The 23,406-nt window shown below is 68.0% G+C and carries 19 protein-coding genes; 7 read left to right on the forward strand and 12 right to left on the reverse strand.

What is annotated here, in order from left to right:
• Position 1: 1 nt before the first annotated feature.
• Entirely contained in the window at positions 2-469 is a 468-nt protein-coding gene (locus J7U46_RS17055) for a DUF6265 family protein (protein ID WP_282827959.1), read from the reverse strand.
• A gap of 34 nt (positions 470-503) precedes the next feature.
• Here J7U46_RS17055 and J7U46_RS17060 point away from each other — a divergent pair, with 34 nt between their 5' ends.
• The 3 genes from J7U46_RS17060 (at position 504) to J7U46_RS17070 (ending at position 4,495) form a co-directional block, all read left to right on the forward strand.
• Complete coding sequence (locus J7U46_RS17060; protein WP_282827961.1) at positions 504-1,235, forward strand: 16S rRNA (uracil(1498)-N(3))-methyltransferase; 732 nt, start codon at positions 504-506, stop codon at positions 1,233-1,235.
• 144 nt (positions 1,236-1,379) lie between these two features.
• Positions 1,380-3,632 (forward strand): M1 family metallopeptidase, encoded by a 2,253-nt coding sequence (locus J7U46_RS17065; RefSeq protein WP_282827963.1) that lies wholly within the window; start codon positions 1,380-1,382, stop codon positions 3,630-3,632.
• Entirely contained in the window at positions 3,629-4,495 is an 867-nt protein-coding gene (locus J7U46_RS17070) for a hypothetical protein (protein ID WP_282827965.1), read from the forward strand. Before J7U46_RS17065 ends, J7U46_RS17070 begins: the two co-directional genes overlap by 4 nt.
• An 84-nt stretch (positions 4,496-4,579) precedes the next feature.
• Here the strand turns inward: J7U46_RS17070 and J7U46_RS17075 are convergent, their stop codons facing one another.
• The 10 genes from J7U46_RS17075 to argS form a co-directional block, all read right to left on the reverse strand.
• Entirely contained in the window at positions 4,580-5,842 is a 1,263-nt protein-coding gene (locus J7U46_RS17075) for a THUMP domain-containing protein (protein WP_282827966.1), read from the reverse strand.
• A 60-nt stretch (positions 5,843-5,902) separates the two neighbouring features.
• Positions 5,903-7,363 carry a tetratricopeptide repeat protein gene (locus tag J7U46_RS17080; RefSeq protein ID WP_282827968.1) on the reverse strand — a complete coding sequence of 487 codons (1,461 nt, stop codon included), beginning with the start codon at positions 7,361-7,363 and terminating at the stop codon, positions 5,903-5,905.
• The gene (locus J7U46_RS17085; protein WP_282827969.1) at positions 7,360-11,148 is read right to left on the reverse strand and encodes a TonB-dependent receptor; all 3,789 of its coding nucleotides are present in this window, start codon (positions 11,146-11,148) and stop codon (positions 7,360-7,362) included. Before J7U46_RS17085 ends, J7U46_RS17080 begins: the two co-directional genes overlap by 4 nt.
• A gap of 389 nt (positions 11,149-11,537) precedes the next feature.
• Positions 11,538-12,047, reverse strand: a complete 510-nt coding sequence (locus J7U46_RS17090) for a hypothetical protein (protein ID WP_282827971.1) — start codon at positions 12,045-12,047, stop codon at positions 11,538-11,540.
• Positions 12,048-12,058: 11 nt separating this feature from the next.
• Entirely contained in the window at positions 12,059-13,561 is a 1,503-nt protein-coding gene (locus J7U46_RS17095) for an RNA polymerase factor sigma-54 (protein ID WP_282827973.1), read from the reverse strand.
• A gap of 15 nt (positions 13,562-13,576) precedes the next feature.
• Positions 13,577-14,356 (reverse strand): LPS export ABC transporter ATP-binding protein, encoded by a 780-nt coding sequence (gene lptB / locus J7U46_RS17100; RefSeq protein WP_282827975.1) that lies wholly within the window; start codon positions 14,354-14,356, stop codon positions 13,577-13,579.
• The gene (locus tag J7U46_RS17105) at positions 14,353-14,976 is read right to left on the reverse strand and encodes an LptA/OstA family protein (protein ID WP_282827977.1); all 624 of its coding nucleotides are present in this window, start codon (positions 14,974-14,976) and stop codon (positions 14,353-14,355) included. Before J7U46_RS17105 ends, lptB begins: the two co-directional genes overlap by 4 nt.
• 70 nt (positions 14,977-15,046) lie before the next feature.
• Entirely contained in the window at positions 15,047-15,706 is a 660-nt protein-coding gene (locus J7U46_RS17110; protein WP_282827978.1) for a thiol:disulfide interchange protein DsbA/DsbL, read from the reverse strand.
• A 65-nt stretch (positions 15,707-15,771) separates the two neighbouring features.
• On the reverse strand, positions 15,772-16,452 hold the full coding sequence (locus J7U46_RS17115; RefSeq protein WP_282827981.1) for an SPOR domain-containing protein: 681 nt from the start codon (positions 16,450-16,452) through the stop codon (positions 15,772-15,774).
• Positions 16,449-18,164 (reverse strand): arginine--tRNA ligase, encoded by a 1,716-nt coding sequence (gene argS / locus J7U46_RS17120; RefSeq protein WP_282827983.1) that lies wholly within the window; start codon positions 18,162-18,164, stop codon positions 16,449-16,451. The genes J7U46_RS17115 and argS overlap by 4 nt, the downstream gene beginning before the upstream one ends.
• 38 nt (positions 18,165-18,202) lie before the next feature.
• Between argS and J7U46_RS17125 the strand changes: the two genes are divergently transcribed.
• The 4 genes from J7U46_RS17125 to J7U46_RS17140 all read left to right on the forward strand — a co-directional run bounded on the left by J7U46_RS17125 (position 18,203) and on the right by J7U46_RS17140 (position 22,418).
• Positions 18,203-19,576, forward strand: a complete 1,374-nt coding sequence (locus J7U46_RS17125) for a serine/threonine-protein kinase (protein ID WP_282827985.1) — start codon at positions 18,203-18,205, stop codon at positions 19,574-19,576.
• A 41-nt stretch (positions 19,577-19,617) separates the two neighbouring features.
• Entirely contained in the window at positions 19,618-20,010 is a 393-nt protein-coding gene (locus J7U46_RS17130) for a hypothetical protein (protein WP_282827987.1), read from the forward strand.
• A gap of 80 nt (positions 20,011-20,090) precedes the next feature.
• A complete protein-coding gene (locus J7U46_RS17135) occupies positions 20,091-21,299 on the forward strand; it encodes a cation:proton antiporter (RefSeq protein ID WP_282827989.1) in 1,209 nt (402 codons plus the stop codon).
• A 3-nt stretch (positions 21,300-21,302) separates the two neighbouring features.
• On the forward strand, positions 21,303-22,418 hold the full coding sequence (locus tag J7U46_RS17140) for a YbdK family carboxylate-amine ligase (protein WP_282827991.1): 1,116 nt from the start codon (positions 21,303-21,305) through the stop codon (positions 22,416-22,418).
• On the opposite strand, the gene J7U46_RS17145 is transcribed toward J7U46_RS17140, so the two are convergent.
• A complete protein-coding gene (locus J7U46_RS17145) occupies positions 22,408-23,331 on the reverse strand; it encodes a LysR family transcriptional regulator (RefSeq protein WP_282827993.1) in 924 nt (307 codons plus the stop codon). The two genes, J7U46_RS17140 and J7U46_RS17145, sit on opposite strands and share 11 nt — an antisense overlap.
• Between the last annotated feature and the right edge of the window lie 75 nt (positions 23,332-23,406).

Here is a 23,406-nt window from a genome sequence, read left to right on the forward strand (position 1 = left end):
CTCACTCGCCGTCGCAGGCGATCTTGCGGAAGGCGAAATCGATGCCGCGCAGCTGGCCGTTGCGCAGGCCCTCGATCCGCGCCTTCAGTGCCAGGCCGTCGCGGGCATAGCTGATGCGCTGCGGGAAGTCGTGCGCCGGGTTCTCGAACAGCACCGATTGCGGCCCTTGTTCCTTCAGCGTGAAGGCGGTGGGCGGCCGGCCTTGCGGCTGGGCCACGTAGTCCAGTTTGCCCTCGGCGTTCGCGCGGATCTGCAGGAACTCGAACTCGGCCAGCTTGCCTTTGCGCAGCGTGCGCGACATGCCCATCATCTGGCCGGCGGCCGGTGCCATCCATTGCTCGACCGAGCCAGCCTCGGCGCCATCGAGCTTCCAGCAGCCGGCCAGCCAGGCGGGCGGGGTGGGCGCGTCCTGGGCCAGGGCCGGGGTCGTCATCAAAAGACCGAGCAGGGGCAGCAGGGCAAGGCGCATGGGAACTCCCGGTTGAGTGCGGGACAATTCAACCATGCCTCCTCGCTTCTTTGTCGATATTGCGCTCGCCGGCCAGACCGAATTGAGCCTGCCGCCCGGCGCCGCCCGCCATGTCCAGGTGCTGCGCCTGCAGCCGGGCAGCGCCATCAGTTTGTTCGACGGCTCGGGCTTCGAATGGCAGGCCGAGGTGCTGAGCATGGGCCGCAGCGAGGTGACGGTGCGCCTGCAGTCCCAGCACCTGGTGCAGCGCGAGTTGTCGCAGGCGATCACGCTGGCCGTGGTGATGCCTGCCAACGACCGCATGGACGGCCTCGTGGAGAAGGCCACCGAACTGGGCGCGGCCCACATCCAGCCCCTGATGAGCGAGCGCTCGGTGCTGCGCCTCAGCGGCGAGCGGGCCGAGAAGAAGCAGGCGCATTGGCAGGGCGTGGCCGTGGCCGCCGCCGAGCAGAGCGGGCGCAGCAAGGTGACGCGCATTGCGCCGGTGCAGACGCTGGCAGCCTGGCTGGCGTCGCTGGGCGAGGCGCCAGCGGGTCAGCGGCGCTGGCTGCTGAGCCCCACGGCGGCCGAGCCGCTCTCCACCTTGAACGCCAAGCCAGCCGACCAGACCCTGGTGCTCAGCGGCCCCGAGGGCGGCCTGAGCCCGGCCGAAGAGGCGGCGGCCCGGGCCCAGGGCTTTGTCGCGGCCCGCCTCGGCCCACGCATCCTGCGCGCCGACACGGCGCCGCTGGCCGTGCTCGGATGGGTGGCCTTGAGCGAATCTTGACCCGGGGGCTGACCGGGAACTGAGCCGGTGCCGAGGTTTCCGATGCCGAAAGTCATGCCGGGTCAACGCGCTTGGTGAAAGCACCGAGCGTGACGAAGGCCACCCCTCCCTACCATCGCGCGTCCTCACCAAGCGAGAGCGCGCATGAAGTGTCGATCCAGGGCCCTGAAACGGGCAGCGGCATGGGCCGTGTTGTGCATGGCGGGAGCGGGGCTGACCGCCTGCTCCCGTGACGAGAAGGCCGAAGCACCACCGGTGCCCGAGGCTGCGGCTTCAGCCGCCGCCTTGCCGGCCGCCCGTGAGGCCAGCGCCGGCCCCATGGTCTCGCCCGATGGCATTGCCCTGGCCGACCCGCAGGCCGGCGCCGTGCGCGAGGCGAGCAGCGCCAAGGCCTGGGGCGGTGCGCGCACCGGTCAGGAAGCGACGCTGTCGGACCGCGTGGTTGCCTACCAGATCGAGGCCAAGCTGGACCCGGTGGCCCACACCATCGAAGGCAAGCAGAAGACCACCTGGCGCAACCGCAGCGACCGCGAGGTGCGCTCGATCTACCTGCACCTCTACCTGAATGCCTTCGAGGGCGAGGGCAGCACCTTCATGAGCGAGAAGCGCCTGAAGGGCTTCGAGTTCCGCAGCGATGTGCCGGTCAAGGATGGCGACTGGGGCCACATCAAGCTGAACAAGGTGCAGCAGGCCGGCGCCGACGTGCCCTGGCAGTTCGTCCAGCCCGATGGCGGCCCGACGACCGACCACACGGTCGTGCGCCTGGACCTGCCGCAGGCCGTGCCGGCCGGTGGCTCGACCACGCTCGACATTGATTTCATCGACAAGCTGCCGCGCGTGATGGCCCGCACCGGCTACTTCGGGACCTTCCACCTGGTGGGCCAGTGGTTCCCCAAGGTCGGCGTGCTGGAGCTGCCCGGCGAACGGGGCGCCACCGCGGCGCGCTGGAACGTGCACGAGTTTCATCTGCACAGCGAGTTCTATGCGGACTTCGGCAGCTACGACGTGACGATCAACGTGCCCGAGGGCTATGTCGTCGGCGCGACTGGCGAGGAGATGGGGCTGCCCGTCAAGAAGGACGGCCGCAGCATCCACCGTTTCGTGCAGGGCGACGTGCATGACTTCGCCTGGACGGCCGACAGCCGCAGCGGCAAGCCGCTGGAGGCCGACTGGAGCGGCCCGGGCAGCCCGCCGGTCAAGGTCAAGGTGCTCTACCCACCCGAGTACGCGGCCACGGCGCCCGCCGTGCTCAAGGCCACCAAGGACGCGCTGACCTGGTTCTCGGAGACTCTGGGCCCCTATCCCTACAAGACGGTCACGGCCGTGATACCGCCCTTCAATGCCACCGAGGCCGGCGGCATGGAGTACCCGACCTTCTTCACCGCTTCGGGCATGGCCAAGGCCGAACCCGGCACGGTGGCCGAGTACGCGCTGGACTTCGTCACCATCCATGAATTCGGCCATGGCTATTTCTACGGCCTGCTGGCATCCAACGAATTCGAGGAGCCGTATCTCGACGAAGGCATGAACGAGTTCTGGGACCAGCGCATGATGCGCGCCCGCAACCAGGACCTGCACCTCAGCACGCCGCTCTTGAAGAAGCTGGGTGTGGGCGCCAAGGTCAAGGTCTTCGACATGGAGCGCGCCACGGCCGGCCTCGTCGACCCGCCCGACGCGCTGGGCCACAGCTCCTGGCACCGCTTCTCCAGCAGCAGCTACGGCACGGTCTATGCCCGTACGGCCACGCTGATGCACGACATCGAGACCCAGATCGGCAAGGACAAGCTGGAGCAGGCCTTCAAGACCTACTACCAGCGCTGGAAGTACCGCCATCCGAGCACGGCCGACCTGCGCGAAGTGCTGGCCGAGGTCTCGGGCCAGCCGGCGCTGATCCACAAGCTGTTCGATCAGCATGTCTATGCCTCGAACAAGGTGGACGACCGCATCGAGAGCTTCAAGAGCGTGGAGGAACTGCCGCTGCTGGGCGCCGGCCTCAGCGAGAAGCAGCGCGACGAGCAGGTCGAGCAGGCCCGCAAGGCCTGGAAGAAGGCCCACCCGGATGCCAAGGCCGAGCAGGGCGGCGCCTTCCCCTACCGCACGACGGTGATGCTGCGGCGGCGCGGTGCAGCCCAGGCTCAGACCCTGGTGGTCAAGTTCGCCGATGGCAGCAGCGAGACCGTGGTCTGGGACGACGAGGAGCGCTGGAAGCGTGTCTCCTGGGTCAAACCGGTCAAGGCCGTCTCGGCCCAACTCGACCCCGAGCAGCAGCACTCGCTCGACATCAGCCTGGCCGACAACGGCCAGCGCCTGAAGCCCGATGGCCGCGCCGCCCGCCGCCTCGCCACCGACGCCGGTGGCCTGGTCCAAACCCTGCTCGCCCTGATTGCCACGCTATGAACACCGCAACCACTCCCGGCCTGATGGCGAGCTTCGTCAGCGCTGCCCGCCAGGCCCTGCAATGGCGCCTGCTGCTGCTGTGGCTACTGGCCCTGGCCCTGCCCACGCTGCTGACCATCCTGCCCTTGTGGATGGTGCTCGGCGGTGCGCTCGACAAGTCCCTGCTGGCCGACAAGCTGGTCGAAGGCTTTGACCCGGCCGTGCTGGTCGAACTGATCGGCGGCCTCGGCCAGCGCGGCTATTCGGCCAACTCGGGCTTCGCCGGTGTCGCGATGATGATCCTGCTGCTGCCCTGGCTCAGCGGAACGCTGATCGCCGTGGCGCGCTCGACGGTGGTGCTGAGCTTTGTCGGCCTCTTGCAAGGCGGCCTGCGCGAGTACGGCCGCATGGCACGTCTGTGGCTCTGGGCCTTGCTGCCGCTCGGCCTCGCGCTGGTGATCGGCGGCGCGCTGGCCGGTGCGGCCAAGGAGCATGGCCAGACCCTGGTGCTGGAAAGCGATGCCGAATGGCTGGCCCGCGCGGCACTGGCCGTGGGCGCCCTCGTGTTCCTGCTGGCCCATGCCACGCTGGACGCGGCGCGCGCCCGCCTGGCGCTGGAGCCGCAGCGCCGCTCGGTGCTGAAGGCCTGGTGGTTGGCGACCAAGGAGCTGCTGCGCCGGCCCGGCCGCATCCTGCTCTATGTGGGCATCACGCTGCTGGGCCTGGCCCTGGCAGGGCTGATCGGCTTGCTGCGCATCCAGGTGGCGCCGGTCGGTGCAGCGAGCTTTGCCGCCGCCCTGCTGCTGGCTCAGCTGATAGCGCTGGCCCTGGTGTGGATGCGCTGCACCCGCATGCTGGCCCTGGTCAACGCTGGCAGGAACTGACGCCCCTCGCCCGTGGAATACACGTGCGGTCCCCCGAGGGGACGGGCCGCCGTCCTAGGGAGCGGCCCGGCGAACGGCGGCTGACTATGCTTGCTCGGTCCGCTTCTCGCGGGCCGAGCCCTTGACCAGGTCGAAGCGGAACAGCCGGCATTCGATAGGCCCGTTCCACATCGGGAAGCGGCGCGATTCCTTCAAGCGCATCTTGTTCGGCAGCTTCATGTCGGGGCTCAGCATCCAGGCCGTCCAGCCCGCTTCGTTGGTGGTGTAGCCGCGCTTCCAGTGCGAAGCGAGGCGCGGGAAGAACTCGTCGTCGGCATCGCGCTGCTCAGAACCGGAGGCATCGCGGAAGGCGGCGGCCTTGCCGCGCACCTCGATCCGCTCGCCATAGGGCGGGTTCATCATCAGCGTGCCGGGCATGTTCTCAGGCAGCGCCGGCGCCGGGCGCTCCAGCGCGTCGCCGCCATTGAACTGGATGTACTCAGCCACACCGGCGCGCTCGGCATTGCGGCGCGAGAAGTCGACCATGCGGAAGGCCACGTCGCTGGCGAAGATGGGCACGGCCGGCGGATGGACGCGGGCCTGCGCCTCGCGCTTCATTTCGGACCAGCGGTTCTGCAGCGGCGCGAACGGCAGCTGGCGTTCGAACGCAAAGCGGCGGTTGATGCCGGGCGCGATGCCGCAGGCGATCTGGGCCGCTTCGATGGGGATGGTGCCCGAGCCGCAGCAGGGGTCGTGCAGCGCGCCACCGGTCTCCGGCGTGCCGCGCCAGCCGGCTGCGGCCAGCATGGCGGCGGCCAGCGTTTCCTTCAGCGGCGCATCGCCCTTGTCGAGGCGCCAGCCGCGCTTGAACAGCGGCTGGCCCGAGGTGTCCACATAGAGCGCGGCGCGCTCCTCGCCGAGGTGCAGCACGACCGGGAAGTCGGGGTCATGGGTGTCCACGCTGGGCCGCTCGCCGAATTCCTCGCGCAGCTGGTCGCAGATCGCGTCCTTGATGCGCAGCGTGGCGAAGTTCAGGCTCTTCAGCGGCGAGCGGTGGGCCGTGGTGTCGATCTTGATGGTCTCGCGCGGCGTGATCCAGCGGGTCCAGTCGATCTTCAGGGCCATGGCGTAGAGGTCGTCCTCATGGCGGTAGCCGCCTTCGATCAGCTCCACCAGCACGCGCTGCGCAAGCCGGCTTTCCAGGTTGATCGCCAGCACCGCCTCGGGTGGTGCCTTGTTCAGCGCCACGCCGCCGCGCAGGGCCTCGGTGTGGACCTTGGGCACGATGGCGCGCAGCTCGGCCTCGAGCAGGGCTTCGACGCCACCGGGGCAGGAGACAAACAGATCGAGGGTTTCGGGGCGGGACATCGGCGCGGCCTGGGTTCTTGGGAATCAGGCGGTGATTGTCCCAGAGCTGGAGATTGAGGCTCAGGGTTTGGGCTTGGGCTTCAGGATGGCGTCGGCGCGGGCCCGGTCCTCGGCCTGCATCAGCGGCGCTATCGCGGCCTGGGCGGCGGCCGCCTGCTCGTGGCCTGAAGCCCGGGCCAGCGTGAACCAGGCATAGGCCGTGCCCAGGTCTTTCTCGCCGCCCTCGGCGCGCGTCAGCATCACGCCGAGGTTGAACATGGCTTCTGCCTGGCCGCGCGTGGCCGCCGCCTGGAACAGCTTGCGCGCCGTGGCCAGGTCCTGCTTCAGCAACTGGCCGTTGTAGAAGTAGGTGGCCAGCGCGTTCTGCGCGTCGGCATGGCCCTTCAGGGCGGCGTCCTTGTAAAGGGCGATGGCGCGGCCCTGGTCCAGGGGCAGGCCTTCGCCCAGGTCGTACATGCGGGCGGCGGCAAACATGGCCTCGGCATGGCCGGCCTTGGCGGCCTCGAGGTACCAGGCAGCGGCGCGCGGCAGGTCGCGGGCCTGGCCGTCGGTGCCGTTGTAGTAGAGGCGGGCCAGCTCGACCTGCGAGGGCGCGAAGCCCGCCTCGGCCGCCTGCTTGAACTGCTCGAAGGCCTGGCGTGCGCTCTTCTCGCCGCCATAGCCGGTCAGCGAGGCCTGGGCCAGCGTGTGGCCGGCCGGCACGAAGCCGAAGTCCAGCGCCTTGGCATACCAGCGGCGTGCCTCGGCCGGGTTGCGGGCCGCGCCGCCGGCGCCGGTCATCTGGATCTTGGCCAGCATCAGCGCCGCGTCGACGCGAACGCTCAGCTGGTCGGGCTTGCGCGGGTCGAAGCGCATGCGGTCGGCCACAGGGTCGTAGCGGCCGTCGGTGACCTGGCGGAACCAGGTCGTGGCCTGGGCCGCGTCCTTGGGCGTGCCGAGGCCGAGCAGGTGGATGCGGCCCAGCATCATGGCGGCTTCCTCGTAGCCGACCTTGTTCCAGGCGGCTTCGAAGAACTGCCGGGCCTGGACGAAGTCCTCGGCCTCGAAGGCATCGAAGGCCTGGGTCAGCGACTTGTCCTTGCGGGCGATCCAGTTGCGGCCGGCCGCAAAGGCCCGGTCGGCCTTGGAGCAGCCGACCGAGGACGCGTTCGGGTCGGGCACCTCCTCGCCCGCCAGGCTGGAGGCCGGCATGTTGGTCGCGGCCGAGCCCTCAGGCGCGGTATCGCGCAGGCGCTCGGCCTCGTTTGAGGGGCTGTCCTGCAGCCCGAAGTCGCGCATATAGGCCAACGTCACCGCATCCTCGCCGGCCTTGTAGCTGCTCATGAAGGCGCAGGAGGAGGCGTAGTTGCGCGACAGGACCTTGCTCTTGGCGGCGGTGACCACGGCCGGGTCCACGCCGCCATTGCGGTTGCCGCTGACCTGCACGGTCGCCAGCTCCTGCTTCTTCTGGCCGCTGTCCTCGGCCGGCGCGGGGCCGGCCAGGACGAGCAGCAGGACCGAAAGCCCCGCCCCCCTGATCACTGCGGGCTCCGGATGTTGACGCCGACCATGTAGCGGCGGCCGTTGTAGGCGTCGCTGTAGACGCTCGGGATGCCGCCGCTGTATTCCTCGTAGCCGCCGGTGTTGGTCTGCGTGCGCTGGCCGGTCAGGTTGCGGCCCTCGAGAAAGATCTCGACACCGTTCTTGAACTTGTAGGCCATCTTGGCGTCGACGAAGCGGGTCTGGCTGCCCCAGATCGGCACGCCCGGGTTGTAGGGCAGGCGCCAGTTGTAGGTGCCTTCCGAGGGGTAGTTGTTGACGTTCAGCGTCGAGTTCGTGCCGCAGGGCTGGTAGCAGAAGTAGCGCGGCGCCACCACCTGCAGGGCCACGCGGGCCGAGAAGCCGCCGTCGTCGTACCACAGCGAGGCGTTGTACGAGTACTTGGGCTCGCCGACGATGGGCTGCTCCTGGCCGGTGATCAGGTCCAGCGTGGGCACCTGCTGCTTGGAGCGCACGCGGGTGTAGTTGGCGTCCAGGCCGGTGAAGCGCAGCACCGAGGGCAGGAAGGTGAAGGCCGTCTTCATCCCCAGCTCCAGGCCACGGCGTGTGGAGGGCTGCTGGTTGCCCCACTGGTTGAAGCTGAACTCCAGCTCGGACAGCGGCTTGCCGGTCGCGGGGTCGATGGTGTCGGTGCCCTCGAACACCTTGACGTTGGTGCGTGGCACCACGAGGGTGGGCGCGCCCACCAGGCCCTTGTGCTTGAACACGGCGGCCGTGAACATGGTGTCGCGGCTGCGGTACCACTCGATGGCCAGGTTCTGATTGATGTTGGTCCAGGGCTTCAAGCCCGGGTTGCCCATGGTGCCGGTGCAGTTCTGGTCGGCATCGCTGCCGTCGGCCTCGTTGGCCCAGTCTTCGCGGCGTTCGTCGTAGATGCAGGTGCCAGACGGCAGGAGAACGTTGTAGGCCGGCCGGGCGATGGTCTTGGCGCCGCTGTAGCGCAGCACGGTCTTCTCGGGCACCACCCACAGGGCCAGGTTCAGCGAGGGCATCACGTCCGTCGTCGACTTCTGGATCGAGGTGTTCTTGCGATAGGTGGTGCTGATGATGCCGGCTGCTGCATCCGGGTTGACCGGGTCGTAGGCCGCGGTCTTCTTGCGCGAGATGAAGGTCAGGTAGCCGGTGCCGGTCACGTCGTTCTTGACCGCGCGCACGCCCACATTGCCGGCCAGTTCCATGCCGAAGGGCAGGCGCCAGTCGGTGAAGGGCAGACGCTCCATCTCGAAGTCGGTCATCAGGTAGGCGGCCGTGGACTTCTCGCGGAAGCGCGAGACCGGCTGGTCATAGACCTTGCCGTCGCTGGCCTTGCAGGTGACGACGCAGTCCAGGTTCAGCGGGATGCCGGCGCCCTGGAACAGCTTCTCGACGTCGATCTGGTTCCAGCCGTTGATCAGGTTGGCCGAGCGGCCGCTGGCGCCGGCATAGAACTGCCCGGCCGGGGCCACCGACAGCACCTGCTTCACCAGGTCGCGGTACTGGGCCTGCGTCAGCACGGTCTGGCCGTTCTGCGGCGTGGCCGGGTTGGTGCTCGGATTGAAGCCGTAGGCGCAGGGCTGGCCGCCCACGCCCAGCGAGCCGGCCGTGTTCTCGCAGCCGACGATGGAGCTGCGCACATTGACGGTGGGCAGGTAGATGCCCGGCACATAGCCGGCCTGGCCGAAGGTGCCGAGCGGCTCCTGGATGGTGGCGCCGCCGAGGCCCCAGAAGGTGCCCGAGGTGGTGCGCCGGTTGACGCCGCCCTGCAAGGAGGTGAGGAAGGGGACCTTGTCCTGCAGGTCGTAGCTCAGGTCCAGCTTGCCGGTCTTCTCGGAGGTCTCGCTCTTGTAGATGCGGCTGATCAGGACATTGGTGACCTGGGTGACCAGCGGCTTCTGGGCCGAGGTGTAGGCCGGCACGGCGACCGTGTTGGTTGCCGAGACGGGCGCCGCCGCCGTGGCGGCCTGGTTGAACAGCGTGGCGTACTTGTCGTAGTTCAGCTGGTCGTTGCTGCTGCCGGGCGGCAGCGCGAAGCTCCAGGAACCATCAGGCTGCAGCGCGAACGAGCTCTCGCCGTACTGGTAGCCGAACGAGGCGCGGCGGTCGAAGCGGAACATGCTGGAATCCGCCGTGCCGCCCAGGAACTTGGCCTTGAGCCGGCCGCTGTTGTACTCGCCGCCCGCCTGCAGGTACTTCGAATCGGTCTTGATCCGACTGAAGATCATGTCGGTGTTGTAGTAGCTGTCGGTGGTCGTGTAGCTCGTCACATGGTGCGAGTCGTCCACCGTGTAGCCGGGCTTGACGTTGACGGTCGCCCCTTGCGCCAGCGTGGTGCCGGCACGGTAGCTGTAGGTGCTGGGCAGCAGCGAATAGGGATAGGTCAGGCCCGAAGCCACCGAGCGCACGCCCGAGGCGGAGTCGACGAAGGTGCCGGTCGTGTTGAAGGTCGGCGTGCCGCCGACCGAGAAGTTGCCGACCACGTCGTCGACCTTGCGCTGGTTCTTGGCGAACTTGCCATAAACGCTCAGCTCGTCGCTGACCTTGAAGTCCAGCCGCAGGTCACCGCCGTGGCGGCGGTCGTCCTGGCCACGCACATAGGAGCGGATCAGCGCCGGCGTGTAGTCGTTCCACTGGTTCAGGCAGGTCAGCTGCTCGTTGTTGCGCTGGTTGATCGCCAGCGTGCGGGCCGTCGAGCCGTTGATCGCATTGGCCTGCGTCGTCGTCAGGTTGGGGAACAGCGCAAAGCAGTCGGCCTTGCTCTGCGCCGAGGCCGACTTGCTGACCAGCTCCATCGGCGTGGCCGCGTTGAAAGTACCACCGGCGGTCAGTGGCGAGGCGAGCAGCGTGGTGTTGACGGCAGGATCGGTCTTGGACAGCGTGGCCGGGTTGAACGCGAAGGTCTTTTCCGGCGAGTTGTCGAAGTCGGCCTGGCGCAAGAGGCCCTGCTGGCCATTGACGCCGCCGTTGCTGAGCTGGTGCGACTCGCTGTTGTAATTGGACTTGTTCAGGTTGACCAGCACCCCGAGGCGCTTGTCCAGGAACTTGTCGGCCAGCACCAGGTTCAGGTTGGGCGTGGTCTTCTTGTTCAGCGAACTCTCGGTGGCGGCCACGCGCAGCGAGTAATAGGGCTTCTTGAAGTCCAGGCCGGTGCGGGTGTTGATGATGATGCTGCCGCCCAGCGAGCCCTCGGTCATGGCGGCCGTGTAGCCCTTGACCACGTCCACGCTCTTGATCAGGTCGGAGGAGAGCTCGCGCAGCTCAACGCCACGTCCGCCGCCGCCGCCCAGCAGGTCGGTGCCGCCGCCGGCCTGCACGGCCTGGCCGTCCATTTCCACGCGGGTCAGGTCGGCGCCGGTGCCGCGCACCGAGACGCTGACGCCTTCGCCGAAGTCGCCGCGGTCCAGTGCCACGCCGGCAATGCGCGAGATCGCCTCGCCGATGTTGCGATCAGGGAAGGCGCCCACGTCCTCGGCCACGACGGAGTCGGTGGCGGTGGCGGCGCGCTTCTTGCGGTCGATGCTGGACTGCTGAGAGAGCCGCGTGCCGATCACCAGCACCGAGCTCAGCTCGGCCGTGGTGGCCGGCTTCTTGACGTCCTTGGTGGCCTTGGCCTCGGCCTCTTCCTTGGCGGCTTTCGCGTCCTTGGCGGGCGCCGTCTCGGGCGTGGCTTCCTTGGCTGGCGCTGTGGCGGTCTGCGCCAGCGCGGCCTGGCTGGCCATCAGGGTGAGGGCCATGGAAACGGCCAGGCTCAGGCAATCCGGCCGCAGGGCCAGTTTCGAAATCTTGTTCACAAGCTGTCTCCGTCGCCGTGCACGGGGCCGGCGTTTTTCTGTTGACTGGTTTTCACCGCAAGCGCCCCTCGCAGTAACGGGGCGGCGATCTACAAGCCGCCTCGCCGGGCCCGGATCAGGCCAGCAGACGCTTGTGAGGAGCTCAGCTTAGGAGCGCATGTTCAAAACGAGCTATGACGCTTGTGCAGCGATCTATTGGAATTTTGAATAGCAGGTGAAGGGCCGGTAAAGCAGGATGGATGGCCGCCAACTTCGCGGGTTATCCCTGGCGCCATCGGACTGCTTCGATCAAGTGCTTGATCGTTTGGGTGCCCGCTGTTGCGGGCTGCAGACGGGCCCGGCAAAGTCCGAGCATGCGGCCCGGATTTGCCGCAGCCGCCGGGGTTGCTTCAGTCGATGCGGCGCACGCGCGGCGCCTGGTTGCTGCCCTCGATCTCGAGGATGAAGGTGCCCATGGCGGCGCGCCGCACCACCACCTTGGGGTTCTGCAGATAGAGGCTGGCGCGGCTGTCGTCGCTGACCTGCCAGACCTGGCCATTGGCCAGGCGGATGCGCGTGCCGGGGTTCCAGCCTTCGAAGCTGCCGGTGATCTGGCTCTCGATGCGCTCGACCTGCTTCACCTCGCGTTGCTCCAGCCCGAACTTGGCAGCAGCCTCGGCCGGTGGCGCGGGCGCGATGTGCGGCACCGGCGGCGGCAGCTTCATCTCGACGGCGCTGGCCGGGCGCGGTGGCACGGCGGCCGTGGGCGCAGTGACCACCGGCAGCGCGTCATAGCAGGCCAGGCGCGCGGTCTTGTCGGCAATGGCGCGGCATTGCTGCAGCTGGGCATCGGTGGCGGCGGCCGTGGCCAGCAGCGGCGCAGCCGAGATCAAGAGGCTCAGCACAGTCTTCTGCTTCATCGCGAACACTCCTACAGCGCCTTGCGCAGATTGGCCGGGGCGATCTTCAGCGCCTCGCGGTACTTGGCCACGGTGCGCCGCGCCACCTGGATGCCCTGCTCTTCCAGCATGTCGGACAGGGCGCTGTCGGACAGCGGCTTGTGGGCATCCTCGGCATCGACGAACTGCTTGATCAGGGCCCGCACCGCCGTGCTGGAGGCATTGCCGCCGGCCTCGGTGTTGAGGCCGGAGCCGAAGAAATACTTGAGCTCGAAAGTGCCATGCGGCGTGGCCATGTACTTGGCCGTGGTCACGCGCGAGATGGTCGACTCGTGCAGGCCCAGCTCGTCGGCTATTTCTCTAAGCACCAGCGGCTTCATCGCCAGCGCGCCGTGCTGGAAGAAGCCCTTCTGGCGCTCGACGATGGCCTGCGAAACCCGCAGGATGGTGTCGAAGCGCTGCTGGATGTTCTTGATGAACCAGCGCGCCTCCTGCAGCTGGCCGCCCAGCGCGCTGTTGCTGATGCCACCGCGCGTGGCGCGCAGCGCATTGGCATAGAGCTCGTTGATGCGCAGCTTGGGCGCCACCTCGGGGTTGAGCATCACACGGAATCCGCGACCGCTCTTGCTGACGATCACGTCCGGCACCACGGCCGCTGCCTCGCCCGGCGCGAAGGGCCGGCCCGGCTTGGGCTCCAGCGTCTGTATCAGCGTCTGCGCCTCGCGCAGCAGGTGTTCGTCGGCGCCGGTCAGGGCCATCAGCTTCTTGCTGTCGCGCTTGGCCAGCAGCTCCAGGTGGCTCTTGCAGATCAGGATGGCCACCACCTGCACCTGGCTGCGCGGCTTGCTGCGCAGTTGCAGCAGCAGGCATTCGGAGAGCGTGCGCGCGCCAATGCCGGTGGGCTCCATGCTCTGCAGCCAGCGCAGTGCCACCTGCAGGCGCTCCTGCAGCTCTTCCAGCGCTTCGGGATCGTCGCTGCCGGCCAGCGCGGCGGCGATTTCTTCCAGCGGGTCGGCCAGGTAGCCGTCCTCGTCCAGCGATTCGATCAGCACGAACAGGGCGGCGCGGTCCTCGGGGCTCAGCGACATGCCGGCCATCTGCAGCTTCAGGTGGTCTTGCAGGCTGATGCCGGGGCCCTCGGCCTCGGGGCGCTCGCCGTCGTCGTCGCCAGCCGGGGCGGCGCTGCCAGGCAGCTCGCGGATGCCGTCGAAGTCGTCACGCTCGGTGCCGTTCTCCCAGTCCTCGCGCTCGGTGGTGCCGAAGTCCTCGGCCTTGATCTCGCTGCTGGTCTCGCCGTCGCTGCTGTGGGCGGCGTCGGGCTCGTCGGCGGCATTGCCGCGAATCTCGCTGAGCTCGGGCGTGGTGACGGCGCTGCCGAACTCCTCGTCGGTCTCCAGCAGCGGGTTCTGCGCCAGCATCTGCTCCACCTCCTGGTGCAGCTCCAGCGTGGAGAGTTGCAGCAGCCGGATCGACTGCTGCAACTGGGGTGTCAGCGCCAGATGCTGACTGAGCCTTACCTGCAGGGTGGGTTTCATGTCAGCCGAACACGATCACATTTTGAAGTGTTCGCCCAGATAGACCTTGCGGACGTCGGCATTCGAGACCAGTTCGTCCGGCGTGCCTTCGGCCAGCACCTCGCCCTCGCTGATGATGTAGGCGCGGTCGCAGATGCCCAGGGTCTCGCGCACGTTGTGGTCGGTGATCAAGACACCGATGCCGCGCGCCTTCAGGAAGCCGATGATGCGCTGGATCTCCAGCACGGCGATGGGGTCCACGCCGGCAAAAGGCTCATCCAGCAGGATGAAGCGCGGCTGGGTGGCCAGCGCGCGGGCGATCTCGACGCGGCGGCGCTCGCCGCCCGAGAGGGCTGGCGCGGGGCTGTCTCGCAGCTTCTCGATCGAGAGTTCGTGCAGGAGGCTGTCCAGCATCTCGTTGATGCGGGTCTTGGTCCAGGGCCTGCCGTTTTCGTCCTGCTGCAGCTCCAGCACGGCGCGGATATTTTCCTCGACGGTGAGCTTGCGGAAAATCGAGGCCTCCTGCGGCAGGTAGGACAGGCCGAGGCGCGAGCGCCGGTGGATGGGCAGGCGCTCCAGCGCCTCGCCGTCGAGCCGGATCTCGCCGGCATCGGCGCGGACCAGGCCCACGATCATGTAGAAGCTGGTGGTCTTGCCGGCACCATTGGGGCCCAGAAGACCGACGACCTCGCCGCTGTCCACGGCCAGGTGCACGTTCTTGACCACGCGGCGCACGCCATAGGTCTTTTGCAGGCCTTCGGCCTCCAGGCGGCTCGTGCGGCCGGTCGCCGCCGTTGCACTCTCGACGCCGCTCATGAGGGCTTGCGCGGCGTGGTTTGCAGCGTGGTGCTGGGCTGCAAGGCGGCCGGTGGGCTGCTGGCGGCGCCGGAGGCGGCCGAAGGCAGCAGCATCAGGCGCACGCGGCCATTGGGCGCGGGGGACTTGTCGCCCGCCTTCAGGTTCAGTTGCTCGGCACGGCCATCGTAATGGATCTCGGCGCCGCTGGCCTCGCGGGTCACGGCGCTGCCCTGCAGGCTGCGCACATTGGCGCCGCCAATGAAGCGCACGACCTCGGTCTGGCCGTCGTATTCGATGCGGTCGGCCGTGCCTTCGACGAATTCATCGGGCTTGTCGCGGTTCTGGCGGAAGTAGACCTGGCCGCCTTCGAGCGCCGTGGCCGAGGCCATGTGGAAGCCGGCGGCGTTCTCCCAGACCAGCACCTTGTGCGCCTTCAGCAGCAAGCCTTCGCGGCTCAGCAGCACATTGCCTATGAACTCGGTGCCGGGCTGAGCGAGATTGACCTCGCCCTGCGTCACCGCCGAGATGGAGAAACCCACCAGGCGGCGGTCCGGCTTGTCGGCGCCGTCTGCCGGCGCGGCGGCCAGCAAGGCCAGGGCGCTCAGCAGCAGCGAGGAGTAAAGGTGGGCAGGGCGCATGGGTGGTGGGCGGCACAAAACTTGCAGGCCATTCTAGGCCCAGCCTGGCGACCAGCCACCCGCAATTACGTCACACCTTCCCGCTGCGCACGCGCTGGATCAGGGTGTTGACGATCTGCAGCGCACGCATGCCGAGTTCCTGCTCGTTCATGCCCGCCGTGCCGGCCATCGAGGGCGCGGTCCAGAAGCGGCCGCCGACGGCCAGGGCCGGCACGCCGTCCATGTTGTAGGCCTCGAACAGGCGGTTGGCCTGCTGCAGCTTGCCGTTGATGCCGAAGGAGTTGTACATCTCCGTGAACTTCTGGCCGTCGACCCCCAGGCGGGTGGCGAGCGTCAGCATGTCCTTGTCGGAGTCCACATCGACGCGCTCGCGGTGGAAGGCATCGAACACGCGGGCCTGCAGTTCTTCGGCCTTGCCCAGGGCTTCCAGCGTGAAGAACAGCTTCTGGTGCGGCTTGATGTTGGCCCGGAACCCCACATGCATGCGACGGAAGCTCACGTCGGCCGGCAACTGCTTGACCCATTCGTGCAGCATGGGCTCCAGCGCATAGCAATGCGGGCAGCCGTACCAGAAGAACTCGATCACCTCGATCTTGCCCGGGGTGGTGGGCAACTGGCTGGACAGGCGCTTGAAGTTCTTGCCCTCGACGGGGCCGCCCTGGGCCTGGGCCTGGCCGGCGGCCAGCGCGAGGGCGGAAAGTCCAAGGGCGGAAAAGTCGCGACGGTTCATGGATCGGTTACCTCTGAGGGGGCGGTAAATGGGACAACGGCCGGGATCGTAGACCAGACGACCGCTCAGCGCTGGACGCGCACCAGATTGGCCTCGACGCCTGAGGATTCCAGCTTCTTCTGCAGGCTCTCGGCTTCCTCGCGGGCGTCGACCGGGCCGATGCGCACGCGGTACACGGTGCGGCCCGATTGTTCGAATTCGTAAATCTTGGCCGCATGGCCGAGCAGGGCCAGCTTCGCGCGCTGGCTCTCCGCGTCGTCATTCTTCAGGTAGGCGCCGGCCTGCACGAAGTAGATCGAAGGGTCGGCGGCCGGGGCTTTGGCCTCAGTCTTGGCTTCTGCCTTGGCGGCCTTGCTGGCGGCGGGAGTGGGCGCAGGAGCCGGCGCGGGTGCTGCGGCCGGCGCCGTGGTTGCGGGCGCTGGTGCCGGGGCGGCGCTGGCCGGGGCCTGGACCGGCACGACCGGCTTGGCTTCGCCGCCGCTCACCACGCCGCTCGCAGCCTTGGCGTTCTTGCCGGCCAGCGGTGCGTTGGGGTCCCAGTTCTTGTTGCGCGCAGCTTCCTCGGCGTCCTGCTCGGCGGTGCGCTGCGGCACCTTGTTGACGAAGGGGATGGGCGTCTTGTTGATGTACAGCGCCACGCCGAGGGCCACGGCCAGGCCGATCAAGAGGCCGACGATCAGGCCGAGGACGAAGCCTCCGCGCTCGCTGTTGCCACCGCCACCACCACCGCCCTGACCTTTGCTCATGCAGACTCCGTCGTTGCTTGTTCACGAGACATTGCTTCCGGCGCGCTGACCCCCAGCACCGTCAGCGCATTGCGCAGCACCTGGCGCGTGGCGGCCAGCAGGGCCACCCGGGCGCGGGTCAGCTCTGCAGCCTGGCCCAGCACGCGTTCGGCCGCATAGTAGCTGTGGAAAGCGCCGGCCAGATCGCGCAGGTAGAAGGCCACGTCATGCGGCGCCAGGCCCGCTGCGGCGCTGCTGAGCATGCGGGGATAGTCGGCCAGCTTGAGCATCAAGGCAGCTTCGGTCGGCGCGCTCAAAAGGCTCAGGTCGGCGCCGTTCAGCTTGGCCTCATCACCGCTCTCTTCATCGACCCAGCGGCGGATGATGGAGCAGATGCGCGCATGGGCGTACTGCACGTAGAACACCGGGTTCTCGTCGTTCTGCTTGAGCGCCAGGTCCACGTCGAAGATGAACTCGGTGTCGGCCTTGCGGCTGATCAGGAAGAAGCGCACGGCGTCGCGGCTCGTCCAGTCGATCAGGTCGCGCAGGGTGACGTAAGAGCCGGCGCGCTTGGAGATCTTGACCTCCTCACCGCCCTTCATCACCGTGACCATCTTGTGCAGCACGTAGTCCGGGAAGCCCTGCGGAATGCCCAGGTCTTGCGCCTGCAGACCGCCGCGCACGCGGGCAATGGTGCCGTGGTGGTCGGTGCCCTGGATGTTGATGCACTTGGTGTAGCCGCGCTGGAACTTGTTGACGTGGTAGGCCACGTCCGGCACGAAGTAGGTGAAACCGCCTTCGCTTTTGCGCATCACGCGGTCCTTGTCGTCGCCGTAGTCGGTCGAGCGGAACCACAGCGCGCCGCCTTCCTCATAGGTCTTGCCGGCGGCGATCATGCGCTCGACGGCCTTCTCCAGCTGGCCGCCGGCGTAGACGCTGGACTCGAGGAAGTAGTTGTCGAACTTGAGGCCGAAGGCCTGCAGGTCCAGGTCTTGCTCATGGCGCAGATAGGCCACGGCGAACTGGCGGATGCCGTCCAGGTCGTTCACGTCGCCCGAGCCGGTGAACTCGCGGTCGTCGGCCTTGACCGTTTCCTTGCGCAAGAAGGCGTCGGCGATGTCCTGGATGTAGTCGCCGTTGTAGGCGGCCTCGGGCCAGCCTTCCATGCCGGGCTTGAGGCCCTGCAGGCGCTTCTGCGTGGAATTGGCCAGCGTGGCGATCTGCACGCCGGCGTCGTTGTAATAGAACTCGCGGGTGACGTCGCAGCCCTGCGTCTCGAACAGATGACAGATCGAATCGCCGAGGGCGGCCTGGCGGGCATGGCCCACGTGCAGCGGGCCCGTGGGGTTGGCCGAGACGAACTCGACCATCACATGGGTGTCGTTGGCCGGCTGGTGGCCGAAGGCCTCGGCACCGGCCAGTACCTCGGCCACGACGGCCTGCTTGGCGGCGGCCTTGAGTCGGATGTTGATGAAGCCGGGGCCGGCGATTTCCAGGGCCTCGGTCCAGTGCTGGAAGGCCGGCTTGGCCTGCAGCAGGGCGATCAGCTGTTCGGCCAGCGCGCGCGGGTTGGTCTTGAGCGCCTTGGACATCTGCATGGCCACGGTGCAGGCGTAGTCGCCATGGCTGGCCTGCTTGGGCGACTCGAAGGCGGCGGCCAGGTCGGCGCCGGGGTTCAGTTCCTGGATGGCTTCGCCCAGGGCGGCGAGCAGTTCCTGCTTGGCTTGAATCATGGGGCCGAATTCTACGGGGGCATGCTTATGATGGCCGCATGAGCAGCACGGAGACCGGCGGCCCCTTGGCCTCGATTGCCAGCACCACAGGCGACCTGCCTGCCTACATCGGCAAGTACCGCGTGCTGCGCCGGCTCGGCGAGGGCGCCACCAGCGACGTCTATCTGGCCATGGACGGCTTCAATGGCAAGGAGGTGGCGATCAAGCGTGTGCGCTCCTGGGCCATCAGTGCCGACGATGCCGAGGGCCAGATCAGCCACCGCTTCTTTGCCGCCGAGGCAGCGCTCGCCGGCCGGCTCCAGCATCCGAACGTGGTGCAGATCCTCGATGCCGTGCCCGACCCCGACTCGCCCTACCTGGTGATGGAGTACGTGCCCGGCGTCACGCTGAAGAATTTCTGCCGCAGCGACCGGCTCTTGCCGCTGGACCAGATCGTCGAGCTCGGGTTCAAGTGCGCGATGGCGCTGGACTATGTGTTCCGCCAGGGCCTCATCCATCGCGACGTGAAGCCGGCCAACCTGCTGGCCGTGCTGGATGCGCAGGGCCAGGTCACCGATGTGAAGGTGAGCGACTTCGGCTCGGCCCTGAACCTGATGTCGGACAAGACGCAGGTCCACCGCGTCGGCTCGCTGGCTTACATGCCGCCCGAGCAGGTGGAGGGCGGCGACGTCGATTGCCGCGCCGACATCTATGCGCTCGGCGCCGTGCTCTACCACCTGATAGCCGGCCGCCCACCGTTTGACGCGCCCAACCAGATGGCGCTGATGCACCAGATCTACCACCAGCAGCCGGCCTCGCTGGCCGACCTGCGCGGTGGCGTGACGCCGGAGCTGGAGGCGGTGATAGGCCGTGCGCTGGCCAAGCATCCCGAAGAGCGTTACCCGGACTGGGGCAGCTTCGCCCGCGCGCTCTCCGAGCTGGTGGCCAAGCAGCTGGTGCCGCTGGCGCGGCTCTACGAAGTGCGCGACTCGGAGCGCTTCAACATGCTGCGCGACCTGGAGTTCTTCGCCGACTTCGGCGACGTGGAGCTGTGGGAGGTGGTGCACCGCGCGCGCTGGCGCCGTTATCCGCTGGAGCATGCGCTGTACAAGAAGGGCCAGGAGGGCAATACCTTCCACATCATTGCCCAGGGCCAGGTCGACGTCTTCCGTGACGGCAACAAGGTCGTGACGCTCGGCCAGGGCACCTCGGTCGGCGAGATGGCCTACCTGGCGCCCAACCCCGACCTGCGCCGCCACAGCACCGACATCCGCGTGAGCGAGGTCTGCACCACGATCTCGTTCACGCCCGAATCGCTGGGCCTGCTCAGCCCCGAATGCCAGCACCGCTTCGACCGCGCCTTCATTCAGGTGCTGGTGCGGCGCCTGCATGCGGCGCATGAGCAGCTGTCACACCCGCGCCGGATCATGTAGCCCCTGGTTTCCCGTTGTTCCCACCAAGAGAGGTTGTTGCGATGAAGAAGTCCCTGCTGTCCCTGATGCTTGTCCTGTCTGCCGCTGTGGCAGCGCCTGCCTTTGCTGCCGATGCCGGCTCGTCCTGCGATGCCAAGGCCGCCGAGAAGAAATTGGCGGGTGCCGCCAAGACCAGCTTCCTGAAGAAGTGCGTGGCCGATGCTGGTGGCGGCGATGCCGCAGCGGCCTGTGATGCCAAGGCGGCCGAGAAGAAGCTGGCTGGCGCAGCCAAGACCAGCTTCACGAAGAAGTGCGTGGCCGATGCCGGCGGCGCTGCGACCGCCGGTCCGGAAGCGGCCTGCGAAGCCAAGGCCGCCGCCAGCAAGCTGCATGGCGCTGCCAAGAACAGCTTCACCAAGAAATGTGTGGCTGACGCCGGCGCCGGCGCCAAGTAAGCCCTTCCCAAAACCGGCACCGCCCAAGGGGTCTTGAGCGGCTGCCGACCCGACTTTCCCCTGGCGCCTACACTGCGCCCATGTTCGAGACCGACACCGGCCGCTGGGTCGATTGGTTGCCGCTTGGCGACCTCGCCTGGCCCCTCGTGTTGCTGCTGGCCTGGTTGGCAGGCGAATGGGCTTACCGTGCCCTGCGCCTGCCCCGCATCTGCGTCTATGCGCTGGTGGGCTTTGTGGCGGCACCGACTCAACTCGGCTGGCTGCCCGCCCCGGCACCGGCCCTGGCGCTGTATGGCGCCAATCTGGCGTTCGGCCTGATCCTGTTCGAGTTCGGCTACCGCATCAACCTGCGCTGGTTCTGGCGCAACCCCTGGCTGGTCGCCGCCGGCCTGCTGGAGAGCCTGCTCACGCTGCTGGCCGTGCTGAGCCTGGCCCGGCTGTTCGGCCTGGCCGATCTGGACGCCTGGCTGGTGGCGGTGCTGGCCATGGCTTCGTCGCCGGCCGCCATCCTGCGCGTGATCCACGAGCGCCAGAGCGCGGGGCAGATCACCGAGCGCGTGCTGCACCTGGCAGCGCTGAACTGCGTGCTGGCGGTGCTGGCCTTCAAGCTGTTGCTCGGCCAGTTCGTGTTCCAGCAATCGGGCAATCTGCTGCAGGCCCTCTATGCCAGCTCGGTGGTGGTGATGGGTTCGGCCCTGCTCGGCCTGGCGGCCGGTGCCCTGGTACCGGGCCTGCTTCGCCTGCTTGGCGGCGACCGCGATTGCACGCCGCTGTTCGTGCTCGGCGTGACGCTGCTGGTGGCTTTGACCTATTCGCTGCGGCTCTCGCCCATCGTGGCGGCCCTGGCCTTTGGCCTGACGGTGCGCCAGCAGGGCATCGTGTTCGGCCGGGCGCAGCGCGGCTTCGGTGCGCTGGGCGAGCTGCTCTCGCTGCTGTTGTTCATCTTCATCGCCTCGCGCATCGACGGGCCCGCCGCCATGGCCGGCCTGGGGCTCGGCATCGCGCTGGTGCTCGTGCGGCTGCTGGCCAAGGCCGGCGCCGTGGCCCTGCTGGCGCGGCCCAGCGGCACGACGGTGCGCAAGGGCCTGCTGACCGGGCTGGCGCTGACGCCGCTGTCGGCCTTTGTGATCCTCTTGCTGGAGCAGACGCGCCACATGGGTGTGGCCTTGAACTTCGCCTTGCCGGCCCTGGCCGCCATGGTCCTGGTGCTGGAGCTGCTGGGCCCGGCCGTGTTGCAGCTGGCGCTGCGCCTGGGCGGCGAGCTGCCCGACGAACGCAAGGGAGGCTGAGCGATGGCGCTGGAACCCTTCAAGACCTCGGCGGCGCTGACGCTCGGCGTGGAGCTCGAGCTGCAACTGGTCAGCCTCAGCGACTACGACCTCACGGCCGCCAGCCGCGACATGCTGGAGCTGCTCGGCCGCCGGCCCTTCCCGGGCAATGTGGTGCCCGAGATCACCGAAAGCATGATCGAGGTGTCGACCGATGTGCAGACCGGCCACAGCGGCTTGCTGGCCCAGCTGCATGAGATCCGTGACCGCCTGGTCGAGGCCGGCGAGCGGCTCAATATCGGCGTGGCCGGCGGCGGCACGCATCCGTTCCAGCAATGGACCGAGCGGCGCATCTTCCCCAAGCCGCGCTTCCAGGAGGTGTCGCAGCTCTACGGCTATCTGGCGCGCCAGTTCACCATCTTCGGCCAGCACGTGCATGTGGGTTGCAGCAGCGGCGACGACGCGATGTATCTGCTGCATTCGCTGTCGCGCTATGTGCCGCATTTCATCGCGCTGGCGGCCTCCTCGCCCTATGTGCAGGGCCGCGACACGCTGTTCAGCTCGGCGCGCCTGAACTCGGTGTTCGCCTTCCCGCTCAGCGGCCGCGCGCCGTTCACGCTGTCCTGGGACGAGTTTGCGACCGGCTACTTCCGCAAGATGGAAGCAACTGGCGTGGTCAAGAGCATGAAGGACTTCTACTGGGACATCCGGCCCAAGCCCGAGTACGGCACGATCGAGCTGCGCGTCTGCGACACGCCGCTGCAGGTCGAAGACGCGGCCGCGCTGGCGGTCTATCTGCAGTGCCTGTGCGCCGAGCTGCTGGAGAACCGCAGCCAGTTGCCGGCCGAGGACGACTACCTGGTCTACAACTACAACCGCTTCCAGGCCTGCCGCTTCGGCCTCGATGGCGGCCTGGTCGATCCGCGCAGCCACGAGTCCTTGAGCCTGCGTGAAGACCTGCTGCGCACGCTGCGCCGCCTGCAACCGCAGGCCGAGCGGCTGGGCGCCGAGGCTGGGCTGGAGCGCTTGCACCAGCTGCTCTTTGTCGGCAATGGCGCGCAGTTCCTGCGCAACGCCCAGCAGTCCAGCGCCGGGCTGGAGGGCGTGGTGGCCAGCGCGCTGCAGCGCTTCAGGGCCTGAGCGCGGACGCGCCGCGCCAGTAGGCCGCGCTGCCGTAGCGCGTCTTCAAAAAATCCACCCACAGCCGCACCCTCAGCGGCAGGTGCTTGCGCTGGGCGTAGACGGCATAGATGCCGTTGGGCGCAGCGGCATAGTCGTCCAGCACAGCCTGCAGGCGGCCGGCCGCAATGTCGGCCTCGACCTCCCAGGTCGAGCGCCAGGCGAGGCCGAGGCCCGCCAGGCACCAGTCGTGCAGCACCTGGCCGTCGCTGCAGTCCAGGCGGCCGCTGGGCCGGGTGTGGACCAGTTGCCCGTCGATCATGAAGGCCCAGCCCCGCGACTGGCTGGCATCCGAGCTCAGCACCAGGCAGGCGTGGCGCGTGAGCTCGGCCGGATGGCGCGGCGCGCCCGCCCGCTTCAGGTAGGCGGGTGCGCCCACGCAGAGCCGTCGGTTGTCAGCGAGGCGCTGGCTCACCAGGCTGGAGTCGGGCAGGTCGCCCACGCGCACGGCGCAGTCATAGCCCTCGGCCGCCAGGTCGACGATGCGGTCGCTGAGGTTCAGGGAGACGCTGAGGTCCGGATGCGCCGCCAGGAACTCAGGCACCAGCGGCGCCACATGGCGGCGGCCGAAGCCGGCCGGGGCGGTCAGGCGCAGGTGACCGCTGGCCTGGATGCCGCCGGCACTGACCGACGCCTCGGCATTGGCGAAGTCGATGAGCAGGCGCTGGCAGTCCTCCAGGAAGGCGCTGCCCTCATGCGTCAACGTCAAGCGGCGCGTGCTGCGCAGCATCAGCTTGATGCCCAGGCGCGCCTCCAGCGCATCCAGCCGGCGCCCCATCACGGCCGGCGTGACGCCTTCGGCCTGGGCGGCGGCGCTCAGGCTGCCCTTGCTGGCGATGGCGACAAAGGATTCGATCTGCTTCAGGCGATCCATGTAATCAACAATGAATTTGGCTCCATCTTTGCATAAAAGTAATGAATCCAATGCGTCCGGCGTCAGCAATCTTTC

It is taken from the genome of Pelomonas sp. V22 (genome assembly GCF_030014915.1).
In the GTDB taxonomy this organism is placed as follows: Bacteria; Pseudomonadota; Gammaproteobacteria; order Burkholderiales; family Burkholderiaceae_C; genus JAUASW01.

Excerpts from the sequence above, each read along its gene's own strand:
- J7U46_RS17055 (WP_282827959.1), bottom strand. The coding sequence starts at position 469 with ATGCGCCTTGCCCTGCTGCCCCTGCTCGGTCTTTTGATGACGACCCCG.
- J7U46_RS17060 (WP_282827961.1), top strand. The coding sequence starts at position 504 with ATGCCTCCTCGCTTCTTTGTCGATATTGCGCTCGCCGGCCAGACCGAA.
- J7U46_RS17065 (WP_282827963.1), top strand. The coding sequence starts at position 1,380 with ATGAAGTGTCGATCCAGGGCCCTGAAACGGGCAGCGGCATGGGCCGTG.
- J7U46_RS17070 (WP_282827965.1), top strand. The coding sequence starts at position 3,629 with ATGAACACCGCAACCACTCCCGGCCTGATGGCGAGCTTCGTCAGCGCT.
- J7U46_RS17075 (WP_282827966.1), bottom strand. The coding sequence starts at position 5,842 with ATGTCCCGCCCCGAAACCCTCGATCTGTTTGTCTCCTGCCCCGGTGGC.
- J7U46_RS17090 (WP_282827971.1), bottom strand. The coding sequence starts at position 12,047 with ATGAAGCAGAAGACTGTGCTGAGCCTCTTGATCTCGGCTGCGCCGCTG.
- J7U46_RS17095 (WP_282827973.1), bottom strand. The coding sequence starts at position 13,561 with ATGAAACCCACCCTGCAGGTAAGGCTCAGTCAGCATCTGGCGCTGACA.
- lptB (WP_282827975.1), bottom strand. The coding sequence starts at position 14,356 with ATGAGCGGCGTCGAGAGTGCAACGGCGGCGACCGGCCGCACGAGCCGC.
- J7U46_RS17105 (WP_282827977.1), bottom strand. The coding sequence starts at position 14,976 with ATGCGCCCTGCCCACCTTTACTCCTCGCTGCTGCTGAGCGCCCTGGCC.
- J7U46_RS17110 (WP_282827978.1), bottom strand. The coding sequence starts at position 15,706 with ATGAACCGTCGCGACTTTTCCGCCCTTGGACTTTCCGCCCTCGCGCTG.
- J7U46_RS17115 (WP_282827981.1), bottom strand. The coding sequence starts at position 16,452 with ATGAGCAAAGGTCAGGGCGGTGGTGGTGGCGGTGGCAACAGCGAGCGC.
- argS (WP_282827983.1), bottom strand. The coding sequence starts at position 18,164 with ATGATTCAAGCCAAGCAGGAACTGCTCGCCGCCCTGGGCGAAGCCATC.
- J7U46_RS17125 (WP_282827985.1), top strand. The coding sequence starts at position 18,203 with ATGAGCAGCACGGAGACCGGCGGCCCCTTGGCCTCGATTGCCAGCACC.
- J7U46_RS17130 (WP_282827987.1), top strand. The coding sequence starts at position 19,618 with ATGAAGAAGTCCCTGCTGTCCCTGATGCTTGTCCTGTCTGCCGCTGTG.
- J7U46_RS17135 (WP_282827989.1), top strand. The coding sequence starts at position 20,091 with ATGTTCGAGACCGACACCGGCCGCTGGGTCGATTGGTTGCCGCTTGGC.
- J7U46_RS17140 (WP_282827991.1), top strand. The coding sequence starts at position 21,303 with ATGGCGCTGGAACCCTTCAAGACCTCGGCGGCGCTGACGCTCGGCGTG.
- J7U46_RS17145 (WP_282827993.1), bottom strand. The coding sequence starts at position 23,331 with ATGGATCGCCTGAAGCAGATCGAATCCTTTGTCGCCATCGCCAGCAAG.